The following is a 20,176-nucleotide window of genomic DNA, read 5'->3' as shown; positions in this document are numbered from 1 at the left end:
TGGCGCCGTCCCCACCCGGGGGCGGCGCCACGGCCGTCTCCACCACCGTCGGGTGACCCCCCGGGGATGCGGAACGCGCAGGCCCCCTGCAGCGTTACAGGGACCGAGTGGGGTGTGAGGACGCAGCCCACCGACCGACCAGTCACCTCGAGGAGATGACGATGCCCAGCCACAACCCCGTCTTCGGCCGGGGCTTCGCCAACGCCGCCTCCGGCGGCGGTCAGCAGGGCTACGGCGCTCCCGGCTACGGCCAGCAGTACGGGCAGCCGTACGGCCAGCAGGGCAACGCCGCTCCCGGCTACGGCGCGCAGTACGCCCAGCCCTACGGCGCTCCGCAGGGCTACGGCCAGCCCTACGGCGACCAGCAGTACGGCACCCCGGCCCCGGCTCCCTTCAGCCCGCCGGCCACGCGCTACATGACGATGGACGACGTCGTCCAGAAGACCGGACTGTCGTTCCTCGTCACCGTCCTGGCCGCCGCCGCCGTCTGGGCGATGCCCGGGCAGGCCGCCTGGGGCCTGGCCCTGCCGGCCGTGCTCGTGGCCTTCGTCCTGGGCCTGGTGATCAGCTTCAAGCAGATCGCCAACCCGGTGGCCACGCTGGCCTACGGCGCGCTCTACGGTGTCGCGCTCGGCGCCATCAGCGAGGCCTTCAACAGCATCTACCCCGGCATCGTCGTGCAGGCGCTCATCGGCACGTTCGGCGTCTTCGCCGGCATGCTGGTGGTCTACAAGACCGGCGCCATCCGGGTCACCCCCAAGCTGACCCGCTGGATCGTCGGCGCCCTGTTCGGCGTCCTGGCGCTGGTGCTCGTCAACCTGATCGCCAGCTTCTTCACCCCGGGCGGTCTGGGCCTGCGCGACGGCGGCCCGCTGGCCATCGTGTTCAGCCTCGTCGTGATCGGTGTGGCGGCCTTCTCGCTGCTGCTCGACTTCGACATGGCCGACCAGGCCATCCGCCGCGGCGCCCCGGCGAAGTTCGCCTGGTACATCGCCTTCGGCCTGCTCGTCACGGTCGTCTGGCTGTACCTGGAGATCCTGCGGCTGCTGTCCTACTTCCAGGACAACTAAGTAAGGACCCCGCTGCCCCCCACGCCTCGCAGGCTCGGCGCGGGCCCCTGCAGCGGGGCCACCAGACAGCAGTGGCCCGGTCCCCTCACGGGGGCCGGGCCACTGTGGTGTCCGGGGCCGGCGGCCGGCCCCGACGGGTTCAGGAGAGGCGCTCGAGCACCATCGCCATGCCCATGCCGCCACCGACGCACATGGTCTCCAGCCCCAGGGTCTTGTCCTCGGTCTGCAGGCCGTTGATCAGCGTGCCGGTGATCCGGGCGCCGGTCATGCCGAACGGGTGCCCGACGGCGATCGCGCCGCCGTGCACGTTGAGCTTGTCGATGTCGATGCCCAGGTCGCGGTAGCTGGGGATGACCTGCGCGGCGAACGCCTCGTTGATCTCGACGAGGTCGATGTCGTCGATGGTCAGGCCGGCCCGCTGCAGCGCGAGCCGCGAGGCGTCGACCGGGCCGTAGCCCATGATCTCCGGCGAGAGGCCGGTCACCGCGGTCGAGACGACGCGGGCCAGCGGGGTCAGGCCGAGGTCGCGGGCCTTGGTGTCGCTCATGACCACCACGGCGGCCGCGCCGTCGTTGAGCGGGCAGGCGTTGCCCGCGGTGACCCGCCCGTCGGGGCGGAAGACCGGCTTGAGCCCGGAGATGCCCTCCAGCGTGGTGCCGGCGCGCGGGCCGTCGTCCTTGCTGACGACGGTGCCGTCGGGCGTGGTGACCGGGGTGATCTCCCGCTCCCAGAAGCCCTCGGCGATCGCCTTCTCCGCCAGGTTCTGGCTGCGGACGGCGAACTCGTCCATGTCCTGCCGGGTCACGCCCTTGAGCAGGGCCAGGTTCTCGGCGGTCTGGCCCATCGCGACGTAGACGTCCGGGACGTCGCCGCCCTCCCGCGGGTCGGTCCAGGACTCTGCGCCGCTCTCGGCGACCTTGGCCACGCGCGCCTCGGCGTCGCCGAACACCGGGTTCTTGGTGTCGGGCAGCGAGTCGCTGTTGCCCTTGACGAAGCGCGACACCATCTCGACACCCGCGGAGACGAACACGTCGCCCTCGCCGGCCTTGATCGCGTGCATCGCCATGCGGGTCGTCTGCAGTGACGAGGAGCAGTAGCGGGTGACGGTGGTGCCGGGCAGGTGGTCCATGCCCAGCAGCACGCTGACCACGCGGCCCATGTTGTAGCCCTGCTCGCCGCCGGGCAGGCCGCAGCCCAGCATCAGGTCGTCGATGTCGGCGGGGTCCAGCGCCGGCACCTTGTCCAGCGCCGCGCGGACGATGGTGGCGGCCAGGTCGTCGGGACGGAGGTCCTTGAGCGACCCCTTGAACGCGCGACCGATGGGGGAGCGTGCGGTCGCGACGATGACGGCTTCGGGCATGGGGTCCTCCGCGTTGAGGCGGGCTCCGGCCGGGGAGCACCGGGTGTCGGGTCACCCCGGAAACTACCCCTGGGGAGGCCGGGGACCGCCGGTGCGCCCGGGACACAGCACGGCTGTGGTGCGCGTCACGGAGCGCTGGAGACCGGGACCTCCGCCACGGCCTCGCGGACCTCCTCGGGCGTGGGCAGCTCGGTGGGCCGGCGGCGCAGCAGCCGCGCCCAGGTGCCCAGCGGACCGGTGCTCGAGCCCCGCACCTCGGTGGCGCGCACCTCGGTGCCGGGGCGCCCCGCGGCGCGGGCGGCGGCCCGGGCGACCGGGCGGACGCTGCCGCGACGCTCGCGGCGTCGCTCGTCCCGGGCCGGCCAGACGCCGACGGCGTCGGCGAGGGCGGGCAGCAGGACCGCGGCCGCCGCCGCGTAGCCGGCGGCGCTCGGGTGGAACTCGTCGATGCTGAACAGGGTCCGGTCCTGGGCGAAGGAGGGACCGAGCACCGACCCCAGGGAGACGGTGCGGCCGCCGGCCTCGACGACGGCGATCGTCTGCGCCGCGGCCAGCTGCCGGCTCCACCGCCGCGCCAGCAGCCGCAGCGGCTGGCCGATGGGCCGGATGGTGCCGAGGTCGGGGCAGGTGCCGACGACGACCTCCGCGCCGGCCTCCCGCAGCCGCCGCACGCAGTCGGCCAGGTGGCCCACCGACACCGCCGGCCGGGTGCGGGTGGTGACGTCGTTGGCGCCGATCATGATCAGCACGAGGTCGGGGCGCTGGGCCACGGCCTGCTCGACCTGCGGGTCGAGCTCGCAGGACTCCGCGCCGGACACCGCGAGGCGGACCAGCCGCACGGGGCGCTCGGCCAGCTCGGCCAGGGCCGCGGCGAGCAGCACGCCCGGCGTCTCTGCAGCCCGCTCCACGCCCAGCCCGACGGCGCTGGAGTCGCCGAGCACGGCGAACACGAGCGGCTTGGCGCGGCCGCGGGTCCGGCCGTAGACGCCGTCGCCGGGGGGCGGTGGCTGCTCGGCGGTCCGCGCCTCCACCCGGCGGCGGGCCGACAGGGCCTCCCAGCGCAGCAGGGCGAGCAGGCCGGCGCCGGCGAGGCCGACCCCGCCACCGCCGTAGGCGGCGGCGGTCACCAGCCGCCGTGCCCTGCTCGCTCGAGTCACCGCCACCCCGATCGTCACGCGCTGCGACCACCTGTCCTGCAGGCTAGCGAGCCTCTACGGTGCGCTCCGTGTCCGAATCCCCCGTGCGGGTGGCCTCTGGGGGAACGTCGGGTGACCGGTCGCGGCTGATCGTCGACGTCCTGGTCGAGGCGTTCTCCGAGCTGATGGCCGCCGACGCCGACGCCTTCCGCACCAAGTTCCGCAAGATGGCCGCCGACCCGTTCGCCTTCTACCGGGGCAGCGCGTGCCTGTTCTACGCCGACATGGACGTCCTCGAGGACCGGTGGGCCGACGAGCGCACCAGCCGGGTGTGGATCCAGGGCGACCTGCACGCGGAGAACTTCGGCACCTACATGGACGGCGCCGGGCGGATCGTGTTCGACGTCAACGACTTCGACGAGGCCTACGTCGGCCACGTCAGCTGGGACCTGCGCCGCTTCGTGGCCAGCTTCGCGCTGCTGGCCTGGCGCAAGGCGCTCGGTGACGACGTCATCTCCGACCTGCTGCGCACCTACCTGACCGCCTACCTCGACCAGGTCGCGGCCTTCGCCCGCTCCGACGACGACCGCTCGTTCGCCCTGACCGCCGCCGACACCGAGGGCGCGGTCCGCGAGGCGATCCTGGAGACGACGACGCGCACCCGCGCCGCGCTGCTGGACCGGATGACCGTCGTCGAGCGGTACCAGCGGCGCTTCACCGACGGCGGCCGCACCCGCCGGCTCGACGACGACGAGCGCGACCGCGTGCTGGCGGCCCTCGACCGCTGGCGGACGACGGTGGTGCCCCCGGTGCGCCGTCGCGACGTGGCCTACGACGTCAAGGACCTGATCGGCACCGGCGGCTTCGGCATCGGCAGCGCGGGCCTGCCCGCCTACAACGTGCTGCTGGAGGGCTACGACCAGGCGCTGGAGAACGACGTCGTCCTGTCCATCAAGCAGGGCAACGTGGCCGCGCCCAGCCGCGTCGTCCGGGACCCGGCGATCGCGGGCTACTTCGAGCACCACGGGCACCGGACGGCGGTCAGCCAGCGGGCGCTGCAGTCCAACGCCTCGCAGTTCCTCGGGCACACCGAGATCGACGGCGTCGGCTTCGTCGTCCAGGAGCTCTCGCCCTACGAGAACGACCTGGACTGGGAGGACCTCACCGAGCCCGAGGAGATCGCGCCGGTGCTGGCGCAGCTGGGCCGGGCGACGGCGAAGATGCACTGCGTCGGGGACGCCGACAGCGACCACACGCTCGTCGACTTCCAGGTCGAGGAGGCGATCGGGGCGGTGGTGGGGGACCGCCGCGCGGAGTTCCTCGACGACCTGGTCGCCTTCGCCCACGCCTACGCCCGGCAGACGCAGGAGGACCACCGGCTCTTCGTCGACGCCTTCCGCGCCGGCGCGATCCCGGGGGTCAGCTCGACCGGCTCGCACCCGGTCCGCCCGCGCCGGGCATAGGGAGCTCTCCGCACGTCCCCGCCGCCGGGACGTGCGGAGAGCTCCCCATGCCTCAGCGGGCCCGCCGGCCCCTGCGGGTGCGGAGGTAGTCGGCCACCACGTACTCGCCGAGCCGGTCGCTGTCGGGGGTGAACACCCGCCCGCCGGCCCGGGCGGTGATGTCGTGGACGAAGTGCACCAGGCTCGGCTCCGGGTCGAGGGCGAAGACGTTGAGCGTCGCCCCCGACCGGGCCACCCGCTCGACCTCGGCGACGGTCCGGGCGATCGTCTCCGGCATCGGCGGCCAGCAGAAGTACGGGGTGCCGTCGTCCTCCAGGTGGGCGGTCGGCTCGCCGTCGGTGACGACCAGGACCACCGGCTCGGCGTCGCGGTGCCGGGCGAGGAAGCGACGGGCCAGCATCAGGCCGTGCTGCAGGTTGGTGCCCTGCAGCGTGTCGACGCTCAGCTCGGCCAGCGTCTCGGGCCGCAGCACCTGCGCGGTGGAGGAGAAGCCGATGATCTGGATGGCGTCCTGGGGGAACCGGGTGGTGACCAGGGAGTGCAGCGCCATCGCCGTCGACTTGGCCGCGCCCCAGGTGCCGCGCAGCGCCATCGAGTAGGAGAGGTCGACCAGCAGCGCCACGGCCGCGCCGGTGCGCCGCTCGGTCTCCACGACCTCGAAGTCCTCGACGGCGATCCGCACCCGCCGGTCCTCGCGGGGCTCCCCGGCGGTGCGCAGCACGGCGTTGCGGACCGTGCGGACGACGTCGAGGGGCTGCTCGTCGCCGAAGTGCCACTCGCGCGAGGCGCCGGTCAGCTCCCCCGCGGCCCCGGCGTCGGCGACGTCGTGCTCGCCGCGGCCGGTGGCGTCGAGCTTGGCGAAGACCCGCCGCAGCGCCGTCGCGCCCAGCCGCCGCACCGCCTTGGGCGAGAGCTCCAGCTTGCCGTCCCGCCGGACGAGGTGACCCTGCCGCTCCAGCTCCCGCTCGAGCTGGCGCAGCGCGGCGAGGTCGTCGACGGCGTCGCGGCCCAGCGCCTGCTCGAGCAGCTCCTCGTCGACGTCGGCCAGCGAGGCGCCGGCGTAGCCCTGGGAGAGCTGGTTGGACAGCGCCTCGAGGTCGGCGAGCTCGGCGACGGCGCTGGTCGCGTCGCCCAGGCCGAGCGCCTGCTCGCCGTCGGGGACCTGCCCGCGCTGACCCCAGGGCAGGTCGGGGCGGGCCTGCCGCAGCGCGTCCTGCAGGTGGGCCATCTCGCTGGCCAGGCCCAGGTCGGACATCGTCTGGGCCATGAGGTCGGCCAGCTCCGCCCGCTGCTCGGGGGAGAGGCCGGCCATCATCCGCTCCTGCGCGGCGGCCCGGCGGGCGAGGGAGTCGATCAGCTCGTCCACCGACTGCGGGTCGTCGGGGAAGAACTGCCCGTGCCTGTCCATGAACTCGCGGAACCGCTCGTCGGTGTCCTCGCCGCGGTTGTGCGCGTCGATCAGCGAGGACAGGTCGGCGACCATGTCCCGCACCGCCTGCACGTCCTGCTCGGTGGCGTTCTGCAGTGCCTGCTTCATGTTCGCGAAGGAGCTGTCGAGCACCTCGCGGCGCAGCAGGTCCTGGATCTGCTCGTAGGCCTCGCGGGCCTCGGCGGAGCGGAACGGGTAGTCCTTCAGCGCCCGGACCGCGCCCGCGGTGTCCTGCGGCAGCGCGTCGAGCTCGGCCTCGGCCAGCCGGGCGGCGTCGTCGGGGTCGGGGAACAGCTGGCGGCGCTCGGCCTCCAGCGCCCGGTCGAGCAGCTCGCGCACCTCCTGCAGCGTGCCGTCCATGCGGCCGGCGGTGCGCGCCTGCCGCAGCCGCTCGCGGACCGAGCGGCGCAGCTCGTCCAGGCCGCGCCGGCCGTCCATGCCGCGGCGCAGCAGCTCGCGCAGCGCCTCCCGAACGCCGCTGCCGCCGAGCACCGAGTCGCCGATCTCGTCGACGGCGCTGCCGAGGTCGTAGGGCGGGGCGAGCGGGTCGGGCCCGCCCCGCCAGCGGCCGTACCGGTACCCCCTGCCGGGGCGTGGGCGGGCCACCGTCAGGCCCCGTACACCGTGCGGGTGCCGTCGGTGTCCTTGGCCAGCCGGCGGGTGAGGTACAGCCCCTCGAGGGCGAACTCCACCGCGGCGGCGGCCTGCTCGGCCGACTGCTCGCCCTCCGGGACGCCGAGCCGCCCGAGCAGCTCGGCCAGTCGCGGGATGGTGCCGAGCTGGCCCAGCAGCGCCGCGCCGGGCACGAGCTCGCCGGACTCGACGGTCTCCCCGCCGGTGAAGTGCTCCTGCAGGCCGGTGAGGTCCAGCCCGCCGCAGCGGGCGCGGAAGGTCTGCGCGGTCGCCTGCCGCAGCAGGTGCTCGAGGACCTCCAGCTCGCGGTCGTCGTCGGGGTCGCTGCCGGCGTCGGCGAACTCGACCTTGCCGCGACTGGCCGGCACGACGCTCGGCAGGTCGACCACGCGGGCGACCGGCCGGGTCTCCCCGGCGACGGCGGCCCGGCGGACGGCGGAGGCGGCGACGGTCTCCAGCCCGGCGATGGCGAACCGGGCACTCACGCCGGAGCGCTGGTCGACGTGGCTGGACTCGCGGACCAGCCGGGTGAACCGGGCGACGATCTCCAGCAGGTGCTCGGGGACGACGGGCGCGTCGAACGCGTCGTGCCCGCTCGGTGCGCCCAGCCCGCTGGTCCTCGCCTCCTGGCGCAGCAGCCGGATCTCGTCGGCGAGCTCGATCGGGTAGTGGGTGCGCACCTCGGCGCCGAAGCGGTCCTTCAGCGGGGTGATGATCCGCCCGCGGTTGGTGTAGTCCTCGGGGTTGGCGCTGGCCACCAGCAGCAGGTCCAGCGGCAGCCGCACGCGGTAGCCGCGGATCTGGATGTCGCGCTCCTCGAGCACGTTGAGCAGCGCGACCTGGATGCGCTCGGCGAGGTCGGGCAGCTCGTTGACGCTGAAGATGCCGCGGTTGGTGCGGGGCACCAGGCCGTAGTGCACCGTCTCGGGGTCGCCCAGCGTGCGGCCCTCGGCGACCTTGATCGGGTCGACGTCGCCGATGAGGTCGCCGACGCTGGTGTCCGGGGTGGCCAGCTTCTCCCCGAAGCGCTCGCTGCGGTGCAGCCAGGTGACCGGGGTGTCGTCGCCGAGCTCGGCGATCCGGCGGCGCGCCCAGGCGCTGATCGGGGCCAGCGGGTGCTCGTTGAGCTCGCTGCCGGCGAGGACCGGGGTCCACTCGTCGAGCAGGCCGACCAGGGTGCGGATCAGCCGGGTCTTGCCCTGGCCGCGCTCGCCGAGCAGGACGAGGTCGTGGCCGGCGATGAGGGCCCGCTCGACCTCGGGGACGACGGTGTCCTCGAAGCCGACGATGCCGGGCAGGGTGGGCTCGCCTGCGCCGAGGCGGGCGAGCAGGTTGGCGCGGATCTCGGCCTTGACCGGCCGGGCGACGGCTCCGGAGGCGCGGAGCTCGCCGAGGGTCGTGGGTGCGGGTGGGGTCTGCGCAGGTGCGACGTCCGTCACTCCAGCCACGGTACGACCACCTGCGACGATCCGGGAACGCCTGCGGGTCACGGGCCTGCGAGGATCGGCGGCGTGGGGACGGAGCTGGTCTGTGGGGACGACGTCGCGGCGGCCGCCGCCCTGCTCGACGGCGTCGTCCGGCACACCCCGCTCGAGCACTCGCGGGCGCTGGCCGAGCGGGTGGGCGGGCCGGTGTTCCTCAAGTGCGAGAACCTGCAGCACACCGGCTCGTTCAAGTTCCGCGGTGCCTACACCCGGCTGTCCCGGCTCTCCGCGGAGGAGCGGGCGCGCGGCGTGGTCGCGGCCAGCGCCGGCAACCACGCGCAGGGCGTGGCCCTGGCGGCCCGGATGCTCGGCATCCGGGCGACGGTCTTCATGCCCGAGACCGCGCCGCTGCCCAAGGTGGCGGCGACGCGGGGCTACGGGGCCGACGCCCGCCTGACCGGGGCCGACCTGACCGACGCGCTGGCCGCGGCGGTCGCGCACGCGCAGGAGACCGGCGCGGTCTTCATCCACCCCTTCGAGCACCCCGACGTCATCGCCGGGCAGGGCACCGTCGGCCTCGAGGTCCTCGAGCAGTGCCCCGACGTCGCCACCGTCGTCGTCTGCACCGGCGGCGGCGGGCTGGTCTCCGGCGTGGCCGCGGCCGTCAAGGAGCGCGAGCCGGGCGTGCGGGTGGTCGGCGTGCAGGCCGCGGCGGCCGCCGCGTTCCCCGGCTCGCTCGCGGCCGGCCGGCCGGTGGCGCTGTCCGGGATGGCCACGATGGCCGACGGCATCGCCGTCGGGTCGCCCGGTGACCTCACCTTCGCGCACGTCCGCGACCTGGTCGACGAGGTCCGCACGGTGACCGAGGAGGACATGTCCCAGGCGCTGCTGTTCTGCCTGGAGCGGGCCAAGCTCGTCGTCGAGCCGGCGGGGGTCGCCGCGGTGGCCGCGGTGCTGGCCGCCCCGGGCGCCTTCGAGCCGCCGGTGGTCGCGGTCGTCTCCGGCGGCAACATCGACCCGGTGCTGCTGCTCAAGGTCGTGCAGCACGGCATGGCCGCGGCCGGCCGCTACCTGCGGCTGCGGCTGCGCGTGCCCGACCGGCCCGGCTCGCTGGCCGCGGTGCTGTCGGTGCTGGCCGCCGCCGGCGCCAACGTGCTGGAGGTCGAGCACGAGCGGACGGCGACCCGCCTCGACCTCGGCCAGGTGGAGGTCTTCGTCGTCCTCGAGACCCGCGGTCCCGACCACGCCCGGTCGGTCACCGCCGCCCTCGAGGAGGCCGGCTTCGCCGTCGCGGAGGCCTGAGCGATCAGTTCCGCGCCGCCGCGGCGTCTGTCCCCCGGGGGCCGCCGGGCCCACCGGGGACGGAGAGGTGCCGTGGAGACGGACAACAGGCGACCAGGCGTTCGCGCGGGGCGGACAGGGCTCGGGAAGTGTCGGCGCTCACACGTGGTTCCGCCGGCATGAGCGACGCGATCCTCGTCGAGGGACTGCAGAAGAGGTTCGGGTCCACCACGGCCCTGGCCGGGGTGGACCTCACCATCCCCGAGGGCAGCGTCCTCGGCCTGCTGGGCCCCAACGGCGCGGGCAAGACCACCGTCGTCCGCATCCTCTCCACGCTGCTGCAGCCCGACGGCGGGCGCGCCGAGGTGGCCGGCGTCGACGTCGTGCGCGACCCGGACAGCGTGCGCTCGGTCATCGGGCTGACCGGGCAGTACGCCGCGGTCGACGAGTACCTGACCGGGTTCGAGAACCTGGAGATGGTCGGCCGGGTCTACCGGCTCGGCAAGCGCGAGTCGCGCGCCCGGGCCGGGGAGCTGCTCGAGCGCTTCGACCTCACCGACGCGGCCAACCGGCCGGCGAAGACCTACTCCGGCGGCATGCGCCGGCGGCTGGACATCGCCGCCTCGCTCATCGCCCGGCCGCGGGTGCTGTTCCTCGACGAGCCCACCACCGGGCTCGACCCGCGCAGCCGGCTGGCGATGTGGGAGTTCATCGCCGACCTGGCCGGCGGCGGCACGACGGTCCTGCTCACCACCCAGTACCTCGAGGAGGCCGACCGGCTGGCCGAGCGGATGGTGGTCATCGACCGGGGCCGGGTCATCGCGCGCGGCACGGCCGACGAGCTCAAGGCGCAGGTCGGCGGCCAGCGGCTGGAGCTGACCGCGGGTCGCGCCGAGCACCTGGAGGAGGCCGCCCGGCTGCTGGCGCCGCTGGCCTCCGGGGAGCCGCAGCGCGACGAGCAGACCCGCCGGCTGAGCGTGCCGGTGCGCGGCGGCACCGACGACCTCGCCGAGGCGCTGCGGCTGCTGGCCGGCAGCTCCGTGGAGGTCCTCGACGTCGGGCTGCGCCGGCCCGACATCGACGACGTGTTCCTCAGCCTCACCGGCCACGCGGCCGAGGACGGCGCCGACGACGCGGCGGCCCAGCCGGTCCCCGCCGGAGGTGTGCGATGAGCTCGCTGTCCGCGACGCTGTCCGACAGCGTCGTCATCACCAAGCGGAACCTGATCAAGGTCAAGCGGGTGCCCGACCTGATCGTGTTCGCGACGCTGTCGCCGATCATGTTCGTGGTGCTGTTCCGCTACGTGTTCGGCGGCGCGATCGGCGGCCTGCCGCCGGGCATCAGCTACGCCGAGTTCCTGCTGCCGGGCATCTTCGCGCAGACGGTCGTGTTCGGCTCCACCGTCACCGGCGTGAGCATCGCCGAGGACCTGCAGAAGGGGCTGATCGACCGGTTCCGGTCGCTGCCGATGTCCCGCGCGGCGGTGCTGGTCGGGCGCACCGTCGCCGACGCCGGGCTCAACGTCATCTCCATCGCGGTGATGGCGGTGACCGGCCTGCTGGTCGGCTGGCGGATCAACTCGTCCTTCGGCGAGGCGGTGGGCGGGTTCCTCGTGCTGCTGGTCTTCGCCTACGCGGTCTCCTGGCTGATGGCGGTGGTCGGGCTCCTGGTCCGCACGCCGGAGGTGGTCAACAACGCCAGCTTCATCGTGATCTTCCCGCTGACGTTCATCGCGAACACCTTCGTGCCGCTGGAGACCTTCCCGGCGGTGCTGCGCACCTTCGCCGAGTGGAACCCGGTCTCGACGGTCACCCTCGCCGCGCGGGAGCTGTTCGGCAACGTGCCGCCCGGCTACCCGGAGCCCGAGGCGTGGTCACTGCAGAACCCGGTGCTCTACACGCTGCTGTGGACCGCGCTGATCCTCGCGGTGTTCGTGCCGCTGTCGGCCCGCCTCTACAAGCGGGCCGCCGGTCGCTGAGTGAGGGCCACGGGCTCGGCCCGTCGCCAGGAGGAGTGGGGGCCGGAGGCCTCCGCGAGGAGCGGCGGGTGGGGCTCCGCGGCAGGAGGCCCCCTTCCGGGCCCCGCCCCGAGCCTGCGAGGGGTGGGGAGAAGGGGGTCCTTCTGGGCACCTGGCCGCGGTGCGGTCCGGCAGGACCGCAGTGACACTGGCGGCGATGAGCGCCGAGCCCGCCCCCGCCGTGCCCACCTCCGCCGTCGCCTCCGGCAACCCGCTGCTGACCGAGTCGCCACTGCCGTACCGGCTGCCGCCGTTCGCCGACGTCACGGTGGAGCACTGCCGCGAGGCGGTGCTGGCCGGGATGGCCGAGCAGCGGGCGGAGATCACGGCGATCACCGGGTCGGCCGAGCCGCCCGACTTCGAGAACACCGTCGTGGCGCTCGAGCGCTCCGGCGCCCTGCTGCGGCGGGCCGGCGCGGTGTTCGCCAACCTGGCGTCGTCGGTGTCGACCCCGCGGCTGCGGGAGATCGAGCGGGAGCTCGCCCCGCTGCAGGCCGCGCACGCCGACGCACTGCGCCTGGACCCGGCGCTGTTCGCCCGGGTCGACGCCGTCCACGAGGCGCGCTCCGACTCCGGTCTGGACGCCGAGGCGGTGCGGCTGGTCGAGCGGCACCACCTCGACCGGGTGCTGGCCGGGGCCCGCCTCGACGACGCCGGCCGCGCCCGGCTCTCCGAGCTCAACCGCGAGCTGTCGGAGCTGTCCACGCAGTTCGGGCAGAACCTGCAGCTGGCCACCGAGGCCGCCGCCGTCCGGGTGGCCGACGCCGCCGAGCTCGACGGGCTGTCCGAGGAGGAGGTCGCCGCGGCGGCCCGGGCCGCGGCCGACCGCGACCTCGACGGGTACGTGCTGCCGCTGCTCCTGCCCACCGGCCAGCCGGTGCTGGCCAAGCTGCGCGACCGCGCGCTGCGCCGCCGGGTGTTCGAGGCGTCGGTGGGCCGGGCGTCGTCCGGGGAGCACGACAACGGCCCGGTGGCCGCCCGGATCGCCCGGCTGCGGGCCGAGCGCGCCCGCCTGCTCGGCTTCGCCACCCACGCCGACCTGGTGCTGGCCGACCAGACGGCGGGCAGCACCGCCGCCGTCGACGCGATGCTCGGCTCGATGGTCGGCCCCTCGGTGGCCAACGCGCGGGCCGAGGCGCGGACGCTGGCCGAGGTCGCCGCCCGGGACGGCGTCGAGGAGCTCGCGCCCTGGGACTGGGCGTTCTACAGCGAGCGCGTGCGGGCCGAGCGGTACTCGGTCGACCGGGCGGCGCTGCGACCCTGGTTCGAGCTGGACCGGGTGCTCGTCGACGGCGTCTTCCGGGCCGCGGAGCTGCTCTACGGCCTGCGTTTCACCCCGCGTCCCGACCTCGCCGGCTACCACCCCGACGTGCGGGTCTGGGAGGTCACCCGCCCCGACGGCGAGCCGGTCGGCCTCTACCTCGGCGACTTCCTCGCCCGCGAGGGCAAGCGCGGCGGGGCGTGGATGAGCTCCTTCGTCACCCAGTCCCGCCTGCTGGGCACCCGGCCGGTCGTGGTCAACGACCTCAACGTGGCGCCCGCGCCCGAGGGGCGGCCGACGCTGCTGACCCTGGACGAGGTCGACACGCTGTTCCACGAGTTCGGCCACGCGCTGCACGGGCTGAGCTCGGCGGTGACCTACCCGCGCTTCGCCGGCACCGCGGTGCCCCGGGACTTCGTCGAGTTCCCCAGCCAGGTCAACGAGATGTGGGCGCTGTGGCCCGAGGTGCTGGCGCACTACGCGCGGCACGTCGACACCGGGGAGCCGCTGCCGGCCGCCGTCGTGGAGGCGATCGACGCCGCCCGGCTGTGGGGCGAGGGGTTCGCGACGCTGGAGTACCTGGCCGCCACGCTGCTCGACCAGGCCTGGCACCGGATCACGCCGGAGACCGAGGTCGGCGATCCCGCGGAGTTCGAGCGGCGCGCCCTGGAGCAGGCCGGCGTCGCCTTCGACCTGGTGCCGCCGCGCTACCGGACGACGTACTTCCAGCACGTCTTCGCCGGGGGCTACGCGGCCGGCTACTACTCCTACATCTGGTCGGAGGTCCTCGACGCCGACACGGTGGAGTGGTTCCGGGAGAACGGCGGGCTGCGGCGGGAGAACGGCGACGTCTTCCGGGAGCGCCTGCTGTCCCGCGGCGGGTCGGTGGACCCGCTGGAGGCCTTCCGCGCGGTCCGCGGCCGCGACGCCGACCCCGGCCCGCTGCTGCGCCGCCGCGGCCTCGCCTGACGGGCCCGCGACGATCAGGTGACCTGATCGTGGCGCGTCCTCCCGCACGGTGGGACGTGAGGTAGGACGCGCTGCGGCGAGGGAGGACGCGCCACCGACGTGGCCGCGGTGTCCGGTAGGCCGACGGCCTCTACAGCCAGGGCAGGGACAGCACCAGGTCCAGGTCGTCGGGGGCGTTGCCGTCGCGCACGAGCCGGTTGGGCTGGTGGTGGCCGCACGCCGTGCAGCGGTGCACCACCTGCCAGCCCTTGCCCGACTTCTCCACCAGGCCGATCGGCTCCATCGGCTGCCGGCAGTCGCTGGCCCGGTCGCCGGGCAGCTCGTCGACGTGCAGCGACCACAGGCACACCGGGCAGTGGTTGCGGTAGTGCCCGTCGGTGTTCGCGGGGACGTCGGCGGCGCAGTGCACGCAGACGAAGCCGGTGTTCTCCGCCCGCCGGGAGCGGGCCACGACGCGGTGCCGGGTCAGGGGACGAACGGCTCGACGGCGACGACCTCGACGGTGATGTCGCGGCCGTTGGGCGCCTGGTAGGTGACCGACGTGCCCGGCTCAGCGCCGAGGATCGCCGAGCCCATGGCCGACTCCGGCGAGTAGACGGCGAGGTCGGTGGTGCCGGCGATCTCGCGGGAGCCGAGGAGGAACTTCTCGGTCTCGTCGTCGCCCTGGAACCGGATGGTGATCACGGTGCCGAGCTCGGCGGAGGTCGCGGTCGTGGGGGGCTCGCCGACGCGGGCCTTGCGCAGCAGGTCGGTCAGCTGGCGGATCCGGCCCTCCTGCTTGCCCTGCTCCTCCTTGGCGGCGTGGTAGCCGCCGTTCTCCTTGAGGTCGCCCTCCTCGCGTCGGGCGTTGATCTCGGCTGCCATGGCGGGACGGCCGGCCACCAACTGGTCGAGCTCGGCCTTCAGCCGGTCGTGGGCCTCCTGGGTCAGCCAGATGCCCTGCTCGTTCTCGGTGGGGGTGGTCACGCGGGGTACTCCTGCAGCTCGGGAGCCGCCTCCCGGCCGGGAGACGGGTCGACGTCGATCCGGCCAAGCTAACACCGGCCGGAGGGCCCCTGCAGGGACGCGAGCGCCCCGGCGGGGAGGGAGCAGGTTACCCACGCCGGACGTGAGGAGCAGCACATCCACCCGTCCGGGCCGCCGGGACGGGGCGGGCTCTCCCCGCGCCGGGGGACACTGGTCGGGTGACCGAAGCAGACCCGTTGCGCCTGCTCGCCGTGCACGCCCACCCCGACGACGAGTCGAGCAAGGGCGCGGCGACCATGGCGAAGTACGTCGCCGAGGGCGTCGAGGTGCTGGTGGCGACGTGCACCGGTGGCGAGCGCGGCTCCGTGCTCAACCCGGCGCTGGACCGTCCGGAGATCTGGGAGCGCCTGCCGCAGCTGCGCGTCGAGGAGATGGCCCGCGCCCGGGAGATCCTCGGCGTCCGGCAGGAGTTCCTCGGCTTCGTCGACTCCGGCCTCCCCGAGGGCGACCCGCTGCCGCCGCTGCCCGAGGGCTGCTTCGCGCTGGTGCCCACCGAGGAGGCCGCGGCGCCGCTGGTCGAGCTGATCCGGCGGTTCCGCCCGCAGGTCGTGCTCACCTACGACGAGCGGGGCGGCTACCCGCACCCCGACCACATCAAGACCCACGACGTCTCGGTGCTCGCGTTCGAGGCGGCCGGCGACCCGGACCGCTACCCCGATCTCGGCGAGCCCTGGCAGCCCAGCAAGCTCTACTACCACATGGGCTTCACGCTGACCCGGATGCGGGCGCTGCACGAGGCGATGCTCGAGACCGGCGCCGAGTCGCCCTACGCCGAGTGGCTGGCCGGCTGGGACCCCGAGCGGGACATGTCCCACCGGGTCACCACCCGGGTGCCCTGCGCCGAGTACTTCCCGGTCCGCGACGCCGCGCTCATCGCGCACGCCACCCAGATCGACCCCACCGGCCGCTGGTTCGCCTGCCCGATGGACGTCCAGCAGCGGGTCTGGCCCACCGAGGACTACGAGCTCGCCCGTTCCCTGGTGGACTCGACCCGCCCCGAGGACGACCTGTTCGCCGGCATCCGCAGCGAGGTGAGGGTCCCGTGAGCACACTCGCCACGGTCTCCGTCGCCGTGACCGCCGCCGAGCAGCAGCTGCCCGAGGACGTCGGCAAGTCCGGCCCGCTGGGGGCGTTCCTCGTCCTCGTGCTGCTCGTCGCGACCGTGCTGCTGGTCAAGTCGATGAGCCGGCACCTCAAGCGGCTGCCGCGCAGCTTCGACGAGCCCGACGCCCCGCGGGTCGTCGTCCCCGACACCCCGGCCGACCTGGTCGAGCCCCGGCAGCCCGGTCAGGACCTGCTCGACACGCTCCGCCGGGCCCCGCGGGCCATCGAGGGACCCCGGGACGGCGACGGGCGGACGGACCCGCCGGCACGCTGACGCCGGCGGGCCCGCCCCGGGGCTCACCAGGTGTGGGCCACGTCGACGACCAGGCGGGAGCCGTCCCCGGGGCCGTCGAGGACGAACGTCCGGAACGGCAGCCGCGCGCGGACGCCCAGGCCGACGGTGCTCGACCCCTCGAACGACCGCGCCCAGGCAACCTGGCGGAAGGTGCTGTAGCCGGTCACGCCCACGGCCTCGGCGGGGTTCGCCGGCGCGTAGGTGGCGGTGCCGCGCGAGGTGTACGCGGGCGTGTGCACGACCACCTGCAGGTCGGCGTTGCCGCGCAGCGGGACGGGGGTGCCCGAGCCGTCCTGCACGACCTGGCTCACGTAGCGCACGTCGTAGGACACCGCGGACGCGTCGATCCCGTCGAGGTCGAGCACCAGCCGGTCGTAGCAGGCGTGCCGGCCGGCGCGGACGTCGTCGAGGGTGCCGCCGCCGTCGTCGGAGACGGCCTCGGGCAGCGAGCCCCAGGTCGTGCTGCAGCCCGGCGCGGCGGAGGCGGGCAGGACGCTGCCGGTCACGGCGGCCGCTGCAGCGACCAGGACGACGGCGGCGCGGGTGCGGGTGGTGCTCATGACGGGCTCCCGGGGTCAGGGGGATGGGTGGTGCGGACGAGGTGAGAGTCCGCCGACACGACCGTCGGCGCCATGGCCGGACGTGCCCGTGAATGTCGATCTGAACGGCTGTTCATTGGCACGATGTGACCAAGACGCAAGGCCTAAGCGCGACACGACACAGCACTTGACGCCAGGGTCACCGCGGCATGACGCGCCGTCGCGGTCCGCTCTCGGCGTAGCGCGACGACTGCCGTTGTGGCCCCTTAGGCGTTACGGTGTAAGCGCGTAATCAGGACGTACTCAGGGAGGCCGTCGTGCACGGACACCACCGCTTCGCCGATTCCCCCTTCGCCCGCATGGGCGCTCCCGGGTTCCGTGGCCGCGGGCCCGGCGGCCGTGGCCGCGGGGCCGAGGGCGCGCCCCCGGTCGACCGGGCCGAGGTGGCCGGGTGGTTCGCCGGCCGGCTGCCCGACGGCTGGTTCACCGGGCCGGTCGAGATCACCGTCGACCGCGACGAGATCACCGTCGTCGGGTCGCTGGCCGAGCCCGACGCCGGTGAGGGCGACCCCGCCGCCGCCCGCGCCGGGCGGATCGCCCGCTTCCGCGAGGACACCCGGGAGCAGCGCATGGCGATCGCCGACGCCGCCCAGGCGCGCTACGGCCGCTCGGTGGCCTGGGGCGCCGCGTGCGGCGACGTCCGCGAGGTGTTCACCAACGCCTCCGTGCCGGTGATGACCCGGCTGCGCCAGCCCGAGCGCCTGGTGCTCGACACGCTCGTCGACGCCGGCGTCGCCCGCTCCCGCTCGGAGGCGCTGGTCTGGGCGGTGCGGCTGGTCGGCCAGCACGCCGACGCCTGGCTGACCGAGCTGCGCGACGCCATGGCCTCGGTGGAGGAGGTCCGCGCCCGCGGGCCGCAGCCGTAGACCGCTGCGCACGCTCACCGGCCTGTCCGGGTGGGCACCGCTCGCGAGCAGGGACACTGGGAGGCGTGCCAGCAGCTGCCGCCGTCCCCGCCTCGACCGACGTCCTCGTGGTGGGGGCCGGGCCGGCCGGCTCGGCCGCGGCCGCCTGGGCGGCGCGCGAGGGGCACGACGTGCTGCTCGCCGACGCCGCGGTCTTCCCCCGCGACAAGGCCTGCGGCGACGGGCTGACCCCGCGCGCGGTCGCCGAGCTGGACCTGCTCGGCCTCGGCGACTGGGCGCGCGGGCGGGCGCGCAACCGCGGGCTGCGCGCCGCCGGCTTCGGGCAGGTGTGGGAGCTGCCCTGGCCGGGCGGGGCCTTCCCCGACCACGGCAGCGCGGTGCCGCGCACCGAGCTCGACGACCGCATCCGGGCCTGCGCGACGCAGGCCGGTGCCACGCCGCTGGAGGGCGCGCGCGCCGTCGACGTCGAGCGCGACGGGGACCGGGTCACCGGCGTGGTGTTCGACGTCGGCAGGGAGCGCTCGACCGTGCGCTGCGAGCGGCTGGTCGTGGCCGACGGCGCCCGGTCGCCGCTGGGCCGCCGGCTCGGCCGGCAGTGGCACCGCGACACCGCCTACGGCGTGGCCGCCCGCGGGTACGCGACCTCCGGGCGCAGCGACGACGAGTGGATCTCCTCGCACCTGGAGCTGCGCGACGCCGACGGGGCGCTGCTGTCGGGCTACGGCTGGGTCTTCCCGCTGGGCGAGGCCGCCGGGCAGGTGAACATCGGCGTCGGCACGCTGGCCACCGCCCGCCGTCCGGCCGGGGTGCAGCTCAAGGCCCTGCTGGAGGTCTACGCCGCCGCCCGCCGCGAGGACTGGCGGCTCGAGGGCCCGGTGCGCGCGCCGGCCTCGGCGCTGCTGCCGATGGGCGGGGCGGTGTCCGGCGTCGCCGGGCGCAACTGGGCGCTGGTCGGGGACGCGGCCGGCTGCGTCAACCCGCTCAACGGCGAGGGCATCGACTACGGCCTGGAGACCGGCCGGACGCTGGCCGGGATGCTCGGCGAGCGGGACTGGTCGGCGGCGTGGCCGGCCACGCTGCGCCGGCACTACGGCGAGGCGTTCTCGATCGCCCGCCGGCTGGCCGGGCTGCTCACCCTGCCGCGCCTGCTGCCCGCGGCCGGCCCGGTGGGCATGCGGTCGCGGGCGCTGATGACGGTGGCCCTGCGGGTGATGGGCAACCTGGTCACCGATGCCGACCGCGACGCCGTCGCCCGGGCCTGGCGCCTGGCCGGCCGGGTGTCCCGCCGTTTCGACGAGCGCCCGCTGTTCCTCTGATCGGCCTCCCCGCAGGGGCCCGCCGCGAGTCTGCGAGCGGTGGGGGGAGGAAGGTCCTTCGTCAGACGAAGGGCGAGTTGTACATCGCGAAGTAGACGGCGATGTAGTGGCAGACCGCGGCCACGATGGTCGCCGCGTGGAAGACCTCGTGGTAGCCGAAGACGCCGGGCACCGGGTTGGGCCACTTCACCGCGTAGGCCACTCCGCCCAGCGTGTAGAGCACCCCGCCGACCGCGAGCAGAACCAGCGAGGTCACGCCGGCGATGTGCAGGATGTCGGTCAGGACGAACACGGCCACCCAGCCCAGGCCGACGTAGAGCGGCACGCCGACCCAGCGCGGCGCCGTCGGCCAGGTCAGCTTGAGGCAGACCCCTGCCAGCGCCCCGGCCCAGACGCCGGCGAGGACCCAGTACCCCAGCGGCTGGTCGACGGCGAGCAGGGAGAACGGCGTGTACGTGCCGGCGATGAACAGGAAGATCATCGAGTGGTCGAGCCGCTTCATGACCTTCCAGCCGCGCGGTGACCAGCGGCGGCGGTGGTAGAGCGCGCTGATGCCGAACAGACCGCAGATGGTGGCGCAGTAGACGGCGACGGAGAAGCCCGACCGCGCCCCCAGGACCGAGCTCAGCGGGATGAGGACGGCGCCGGCGACGATCGCGCCGAAGAAGGCGAACAGGTGCAGCCAGCCGCGCATCCGCGGGCGGGTGTCGGGGTGCTCCCAGTCGGAGTCGGCGAAGTCCTCGGCGGTCCAGGTCCGCTCGACCCGCTCGCCCTCCGCGACGACGGTGCCGACCGCGACGCCGCGCGGGGCCTCGATCTCGGCGGCGTCGGCCTGTACCCGGACGGGGTCGAGATCGTCGGGCGCGCCGGTCATGCCCCGAGGTTACGGAGGCGTAGGTGCCGGCGCACCGGGGCCCTTCTAGGGTG

18 protein-coding genes are annotated in these 20,176 nt (G+C 74.7%); 10 read left to right on the top strand and 8 right to left on the bottom strand.

Translation table 11 applies throughout. The features are described 5' to 3' along the window. Positions 1-155: 155 nt before the first annotated feature. Positions 156-1,070, top strand: coding sequence for a Bax inhibitor-1/YccA family protein (locus ACI78U_RS19815; protein ID WP_456877106.1), 915 nt, complete (start codon positions 156-158; stop codon positions 1,068-1,070). A gap of 139 nt (positions 1,071-1,209) precedes the next feature. Here ACI78U_RS19815 and ACI78U_RS19810 read toward each other — a convergent pair whose 3' ends face one another. Continuing rightward, the gene (locus ACI78U_RS19810; RefSeq protein ID WP_456877105.1) at positions 1,210-2,430 is read right to left on the bottom strand and encodes an acetyl-CoA C-acetyltransferase; all 1,221 of its coding nucleotides are present in this window, start codon (positions 2,428-2,430) and stop codon (positions 1,210-1,212) included. Between the two features lie 125 nt (positions 2,431-2,555). Continuing rightward, positions 2,556-3,605, bottom strand: a complete 1,050-nt coding sequence (locus ACI78U_RS19805; RefSeq protein ID WP_456877104.1) for an SGNH/GDSL hydrolase family protein — start codon at positions 3,603-3,605, stop codon at positions 2,556-2,558. 50 nt (positions 3,606-3,655) lie between these two features. Here ACI78U_RS19805 and ACI78U_RS19800 point away from each other — a divergent pair, with 50 nt between their 5' ends. Beyond that, positions 3,656-5,029, top strand: coding sequence for a DUF2252 domain-containing protein (locus ACI78U_RS19800; RefSeq protein WP_456877103.1), 1,374 nt, complete (start codon positions 3,656-3,658; stop codon positions 5,027-5,029). Between the two features lie 52 nt (positions 5,030-5,081). Here the strand turns inward: ACI78U_RS19800 and ACI78U_RS19795 are convergent, their stop codons facing one another. Together ACI78U_RS19795 and ACI78U_RS19790 are read right to left on the bottom strand one after the other, a co-directional pair. Next, positions 5,082-7,064 (bottom strand): VWA domain-containing protein, encoded by a 1,983-nt coding sequence (locus ACI78U_RS19795; protein ID WP_456877102.1) that lies wholly within the window; start codon positions 7,062-7,064, stop codon positions 5,082-5,084. Between the two features lie 2 nt (positions 7,065-7,066). After that, positions 7,067-8,530, bottom strand: a complete 1,464-nt coding sequence (locus ACI78U_RS19790) for a sigma 54-interacting transcriptional regulator (RefSeq protein ID WP_456877101.1) — start codon at positions 8,528-8,530, stop codon at positions 7,067-7,069. Between the two features lie 72 nt (positions 8,531-8,602). Between ACI78U_RS19790 and ilvA the strand changes: the two genes are divergently transcribed. The 4 genes from ilvA (at position 8,603) to ACI78U_RS19770 (ending at position 14,043) form a co-directional block, all read left to right on the top strand. Then, positions 8,603-9,817: a threonine ammonia-lyase gene (gene ilvA / locus ACI78U_RS19785; RefSeq protein WP_456877100.1), complete on the top strand. Its 1,215-nt coding sequence runs from the start codon at positions 8,603-8,605 to the stop codon at positions 9,815-9,817. 158 nt (positions 9,818-9,975) lie between these two features. Next, positions 9,976-10,968, top strand: a complete 993-nt coding sequence (locus ACI78U_RS19780) for an ATP-binding cassette domain-containing protein (protein WP_456877099.1) — start codon at positions 9,976-9,978, stop codon at positions 10,966-10,968. After that, the gene (locus tag ACI78U_RS19775; protein WP_456877098.1) at positions 10,965-11,774 is read left to right on the top strand and encodes an ABC transporter permease; all 810 of its coding nucleotides are present in this window, start codon (positions 10,965-10,967) and stop codon (positions 11,772-11,774) included. Before ACI78U_RS19780 ends, ACI78U_RS19775 begins: the two co-directional genes overlap by 4 nt. Positions 11,775-11,970: 196 nt before the next feature. Next, positions 11,971-14,043 (top strand): M3 family metallopeptidase, encoded by a 2,073-nt coding sequence (locus ACI78U_RS19770; protein WP_456877097.1) that lies wholly within the window; start codon positions 11,971-11,973, stop codon positions 14,041-14,043. Between the two features lie 130 nt (positions 14,044-14,173). Here the strand turns inward: ACI78U_RS19770 and ACI78U_RS19765 are convergent, their stop codons facing one another. Together ACI78U_RS19765 and greA are read right to left on the bottom strand one after the other, a co-directional pair. After that, positions 14,174-14,494 carry an RNHCP domain-containing protein gene (locus tag ACI78U_RS19765; RefSeq protein ID WP_456877096.1) on the bottom strand — a complete coding sequence of 107 codons (321 nt, stop codon included), beginning with the start codon at positions 14,492-14,494 and terminating at the stop codon, positions 14,174-14,176. 14 nt (positions 14,495-14,508) lie between these two features. Then, positions 14,509-15,009 (bottom strand): transcription elongation factor GreA, encoded by a 501-nt coding sequence (gene greA, locus ACI78U_RS19760; RefSeq protein WP_456877095.1) that lies wholly within the window; start codon positions 15,007-15,009, stop codon positions 14,509-14,511. A 218-nt stretch (positions 15,010-15,227) separates the two neighbouring features. Between greA and mca the strand changes: the two genes are divergently transcribed. Both mca and ACI78U_RS19750 read left to right on the top strand, forming a co-directional pair. Continuing rightward, complete coding sequence (mca, locus tag ACI78U_RS19755) at positions 15,228-16,115, top strand: mycothiol conjugate amidase Mca (RefSeq protein WP_456877094.1); 888 nt, start codon at positions 15,228-15,230, stop codon at positions 16,113-16,115. Then, positions 16,112-16,447, top strand: coding sequence for a hypothetical protein (locus ACI78U_RS19750; RefSeq protein ID WP_456877093.1), 336 nt, complete (start codon positions 16,112-16,114; stop codon positions 16,445-16,447). Before mca ends, ACI78U_RS19750 begins: the two co-directional genes overlap by 4 nt. A 23-nt stretch (positions 16,448-16,470) precedes the next feature. Here ACI78U_RS19750 and ACI78U_RS19745 read toward each other — a convergent pair whose 3' ends face one another. Next, complete coding sequence (locus ACI78U_RS19745) at positions 16,471-17,028, bottom strand: AMIN-like domain-containing (lipo)protein (RefSeq protein ID WP_456877092.1); 558 nt, start codon at positions 17,026-17,028, stop codon at positions 16,471-16,473. A 296-nt stretch (positions 17,029-17,324) separates the two neighbouring features. Here ACI78U_RS19745 and ACI78U_RS19740 point away from each other — a divergent pair, with 296 nt between their 5' ends. Beyond that, entirely contained in the window at positions 17,325-17,933 is a 609-nt protein-coding gene (locus ACI78U_RS19740) for a hypothetical protein (RefSeq protein WP_456877091.1), read from the top strand. A gap of 65 nt (positions 17,934-17,998) precedes the next feature. Then, entirely contained in the window at positions 17,999-19,249 is a 1,251-nt protein-coding gene (locus ACI78U_RS19735) for a geranylgeranyl reductase family protein (protein ID WP_456877090.1), read from the top strand. A 61-nt stretch (positions 19,250-19,310) separates the two neighbouring features. Here ACI78U_RS19735 and trhA read toward each other — a convergent pair whose 3' ends face one another. Further along, positions 19,311-20,123: a PAQR family membrane homeostasis protein TrhA gene (trhA, locus tag ACI78U_RS19730; RefSeq protein ID WP_456877089.1), complete on the bottom strand. Its 813-nt coding sequence runs from the start codon at positions 20,121-20,123 to the stop codon at positions 19,311-19,313. Positions 20,124-20,176 lie beyond the last annotated feature (53 nt).

Source organism: Geodermatophilus sp. SYSU D00710, from assembly GCF_054050195.1.
Note: the sequence above shows the minus strand (reverse complement) of the source record. Positions and strands in the feature narration are given on the sequence as shown.

Coding starts and splice junctions, on each gene's coding strand:
- ACI78U_RS19815 (WP_456877106.1), top strand. CDS start 156: ATGACGATGCCCAGCCACAACCCCGTCTTCGGCCGGGGCTTCGCCAAC.
- ACI78U_RS19810 (WP_456877105.1), bottom strand. CDS start 2,430: ATGCCCGAAGCCGTCATCGTCGCGACCGCACGCTCCCCCATCGGTCGC.
- ACI78U_RS19780 (WP_456877099.1), top strand. CDS start 9,976: ATGAGCGACGCGATCCTCGTCGAGGGACTGCAGAAGAGGTTCGGGTCC.
- ACI78U_RS19775 (WP_456877098.1), top strand. CDS start 10,965: ATGAGCTCGCTGTCCGCGACGCTGTCCGACAGCGTCGTCATCACCAAG.
- ACI78U_RS19770 (WP_456877097.1), top strand. CDS start 11,971: ATGAGCGCCGAGCCCGCCCCCGCCGTGCCCACCTCCGCCGTCGCCTCC.
- ACI78U_RS19745 (WP_456877092.1), bottom strand. CDS start 17,028: ATGAGCACCACCCGCACCCGCGCCGCCGTCGTCCTGGTCGCTGCAGCG.
- trhA (WP_456877089.1), bottom strand. CDS start 20,123: ATGACCGGCGCGCCCGACGATCTCGACCCCGTCCGGGTACAGGCCGAC.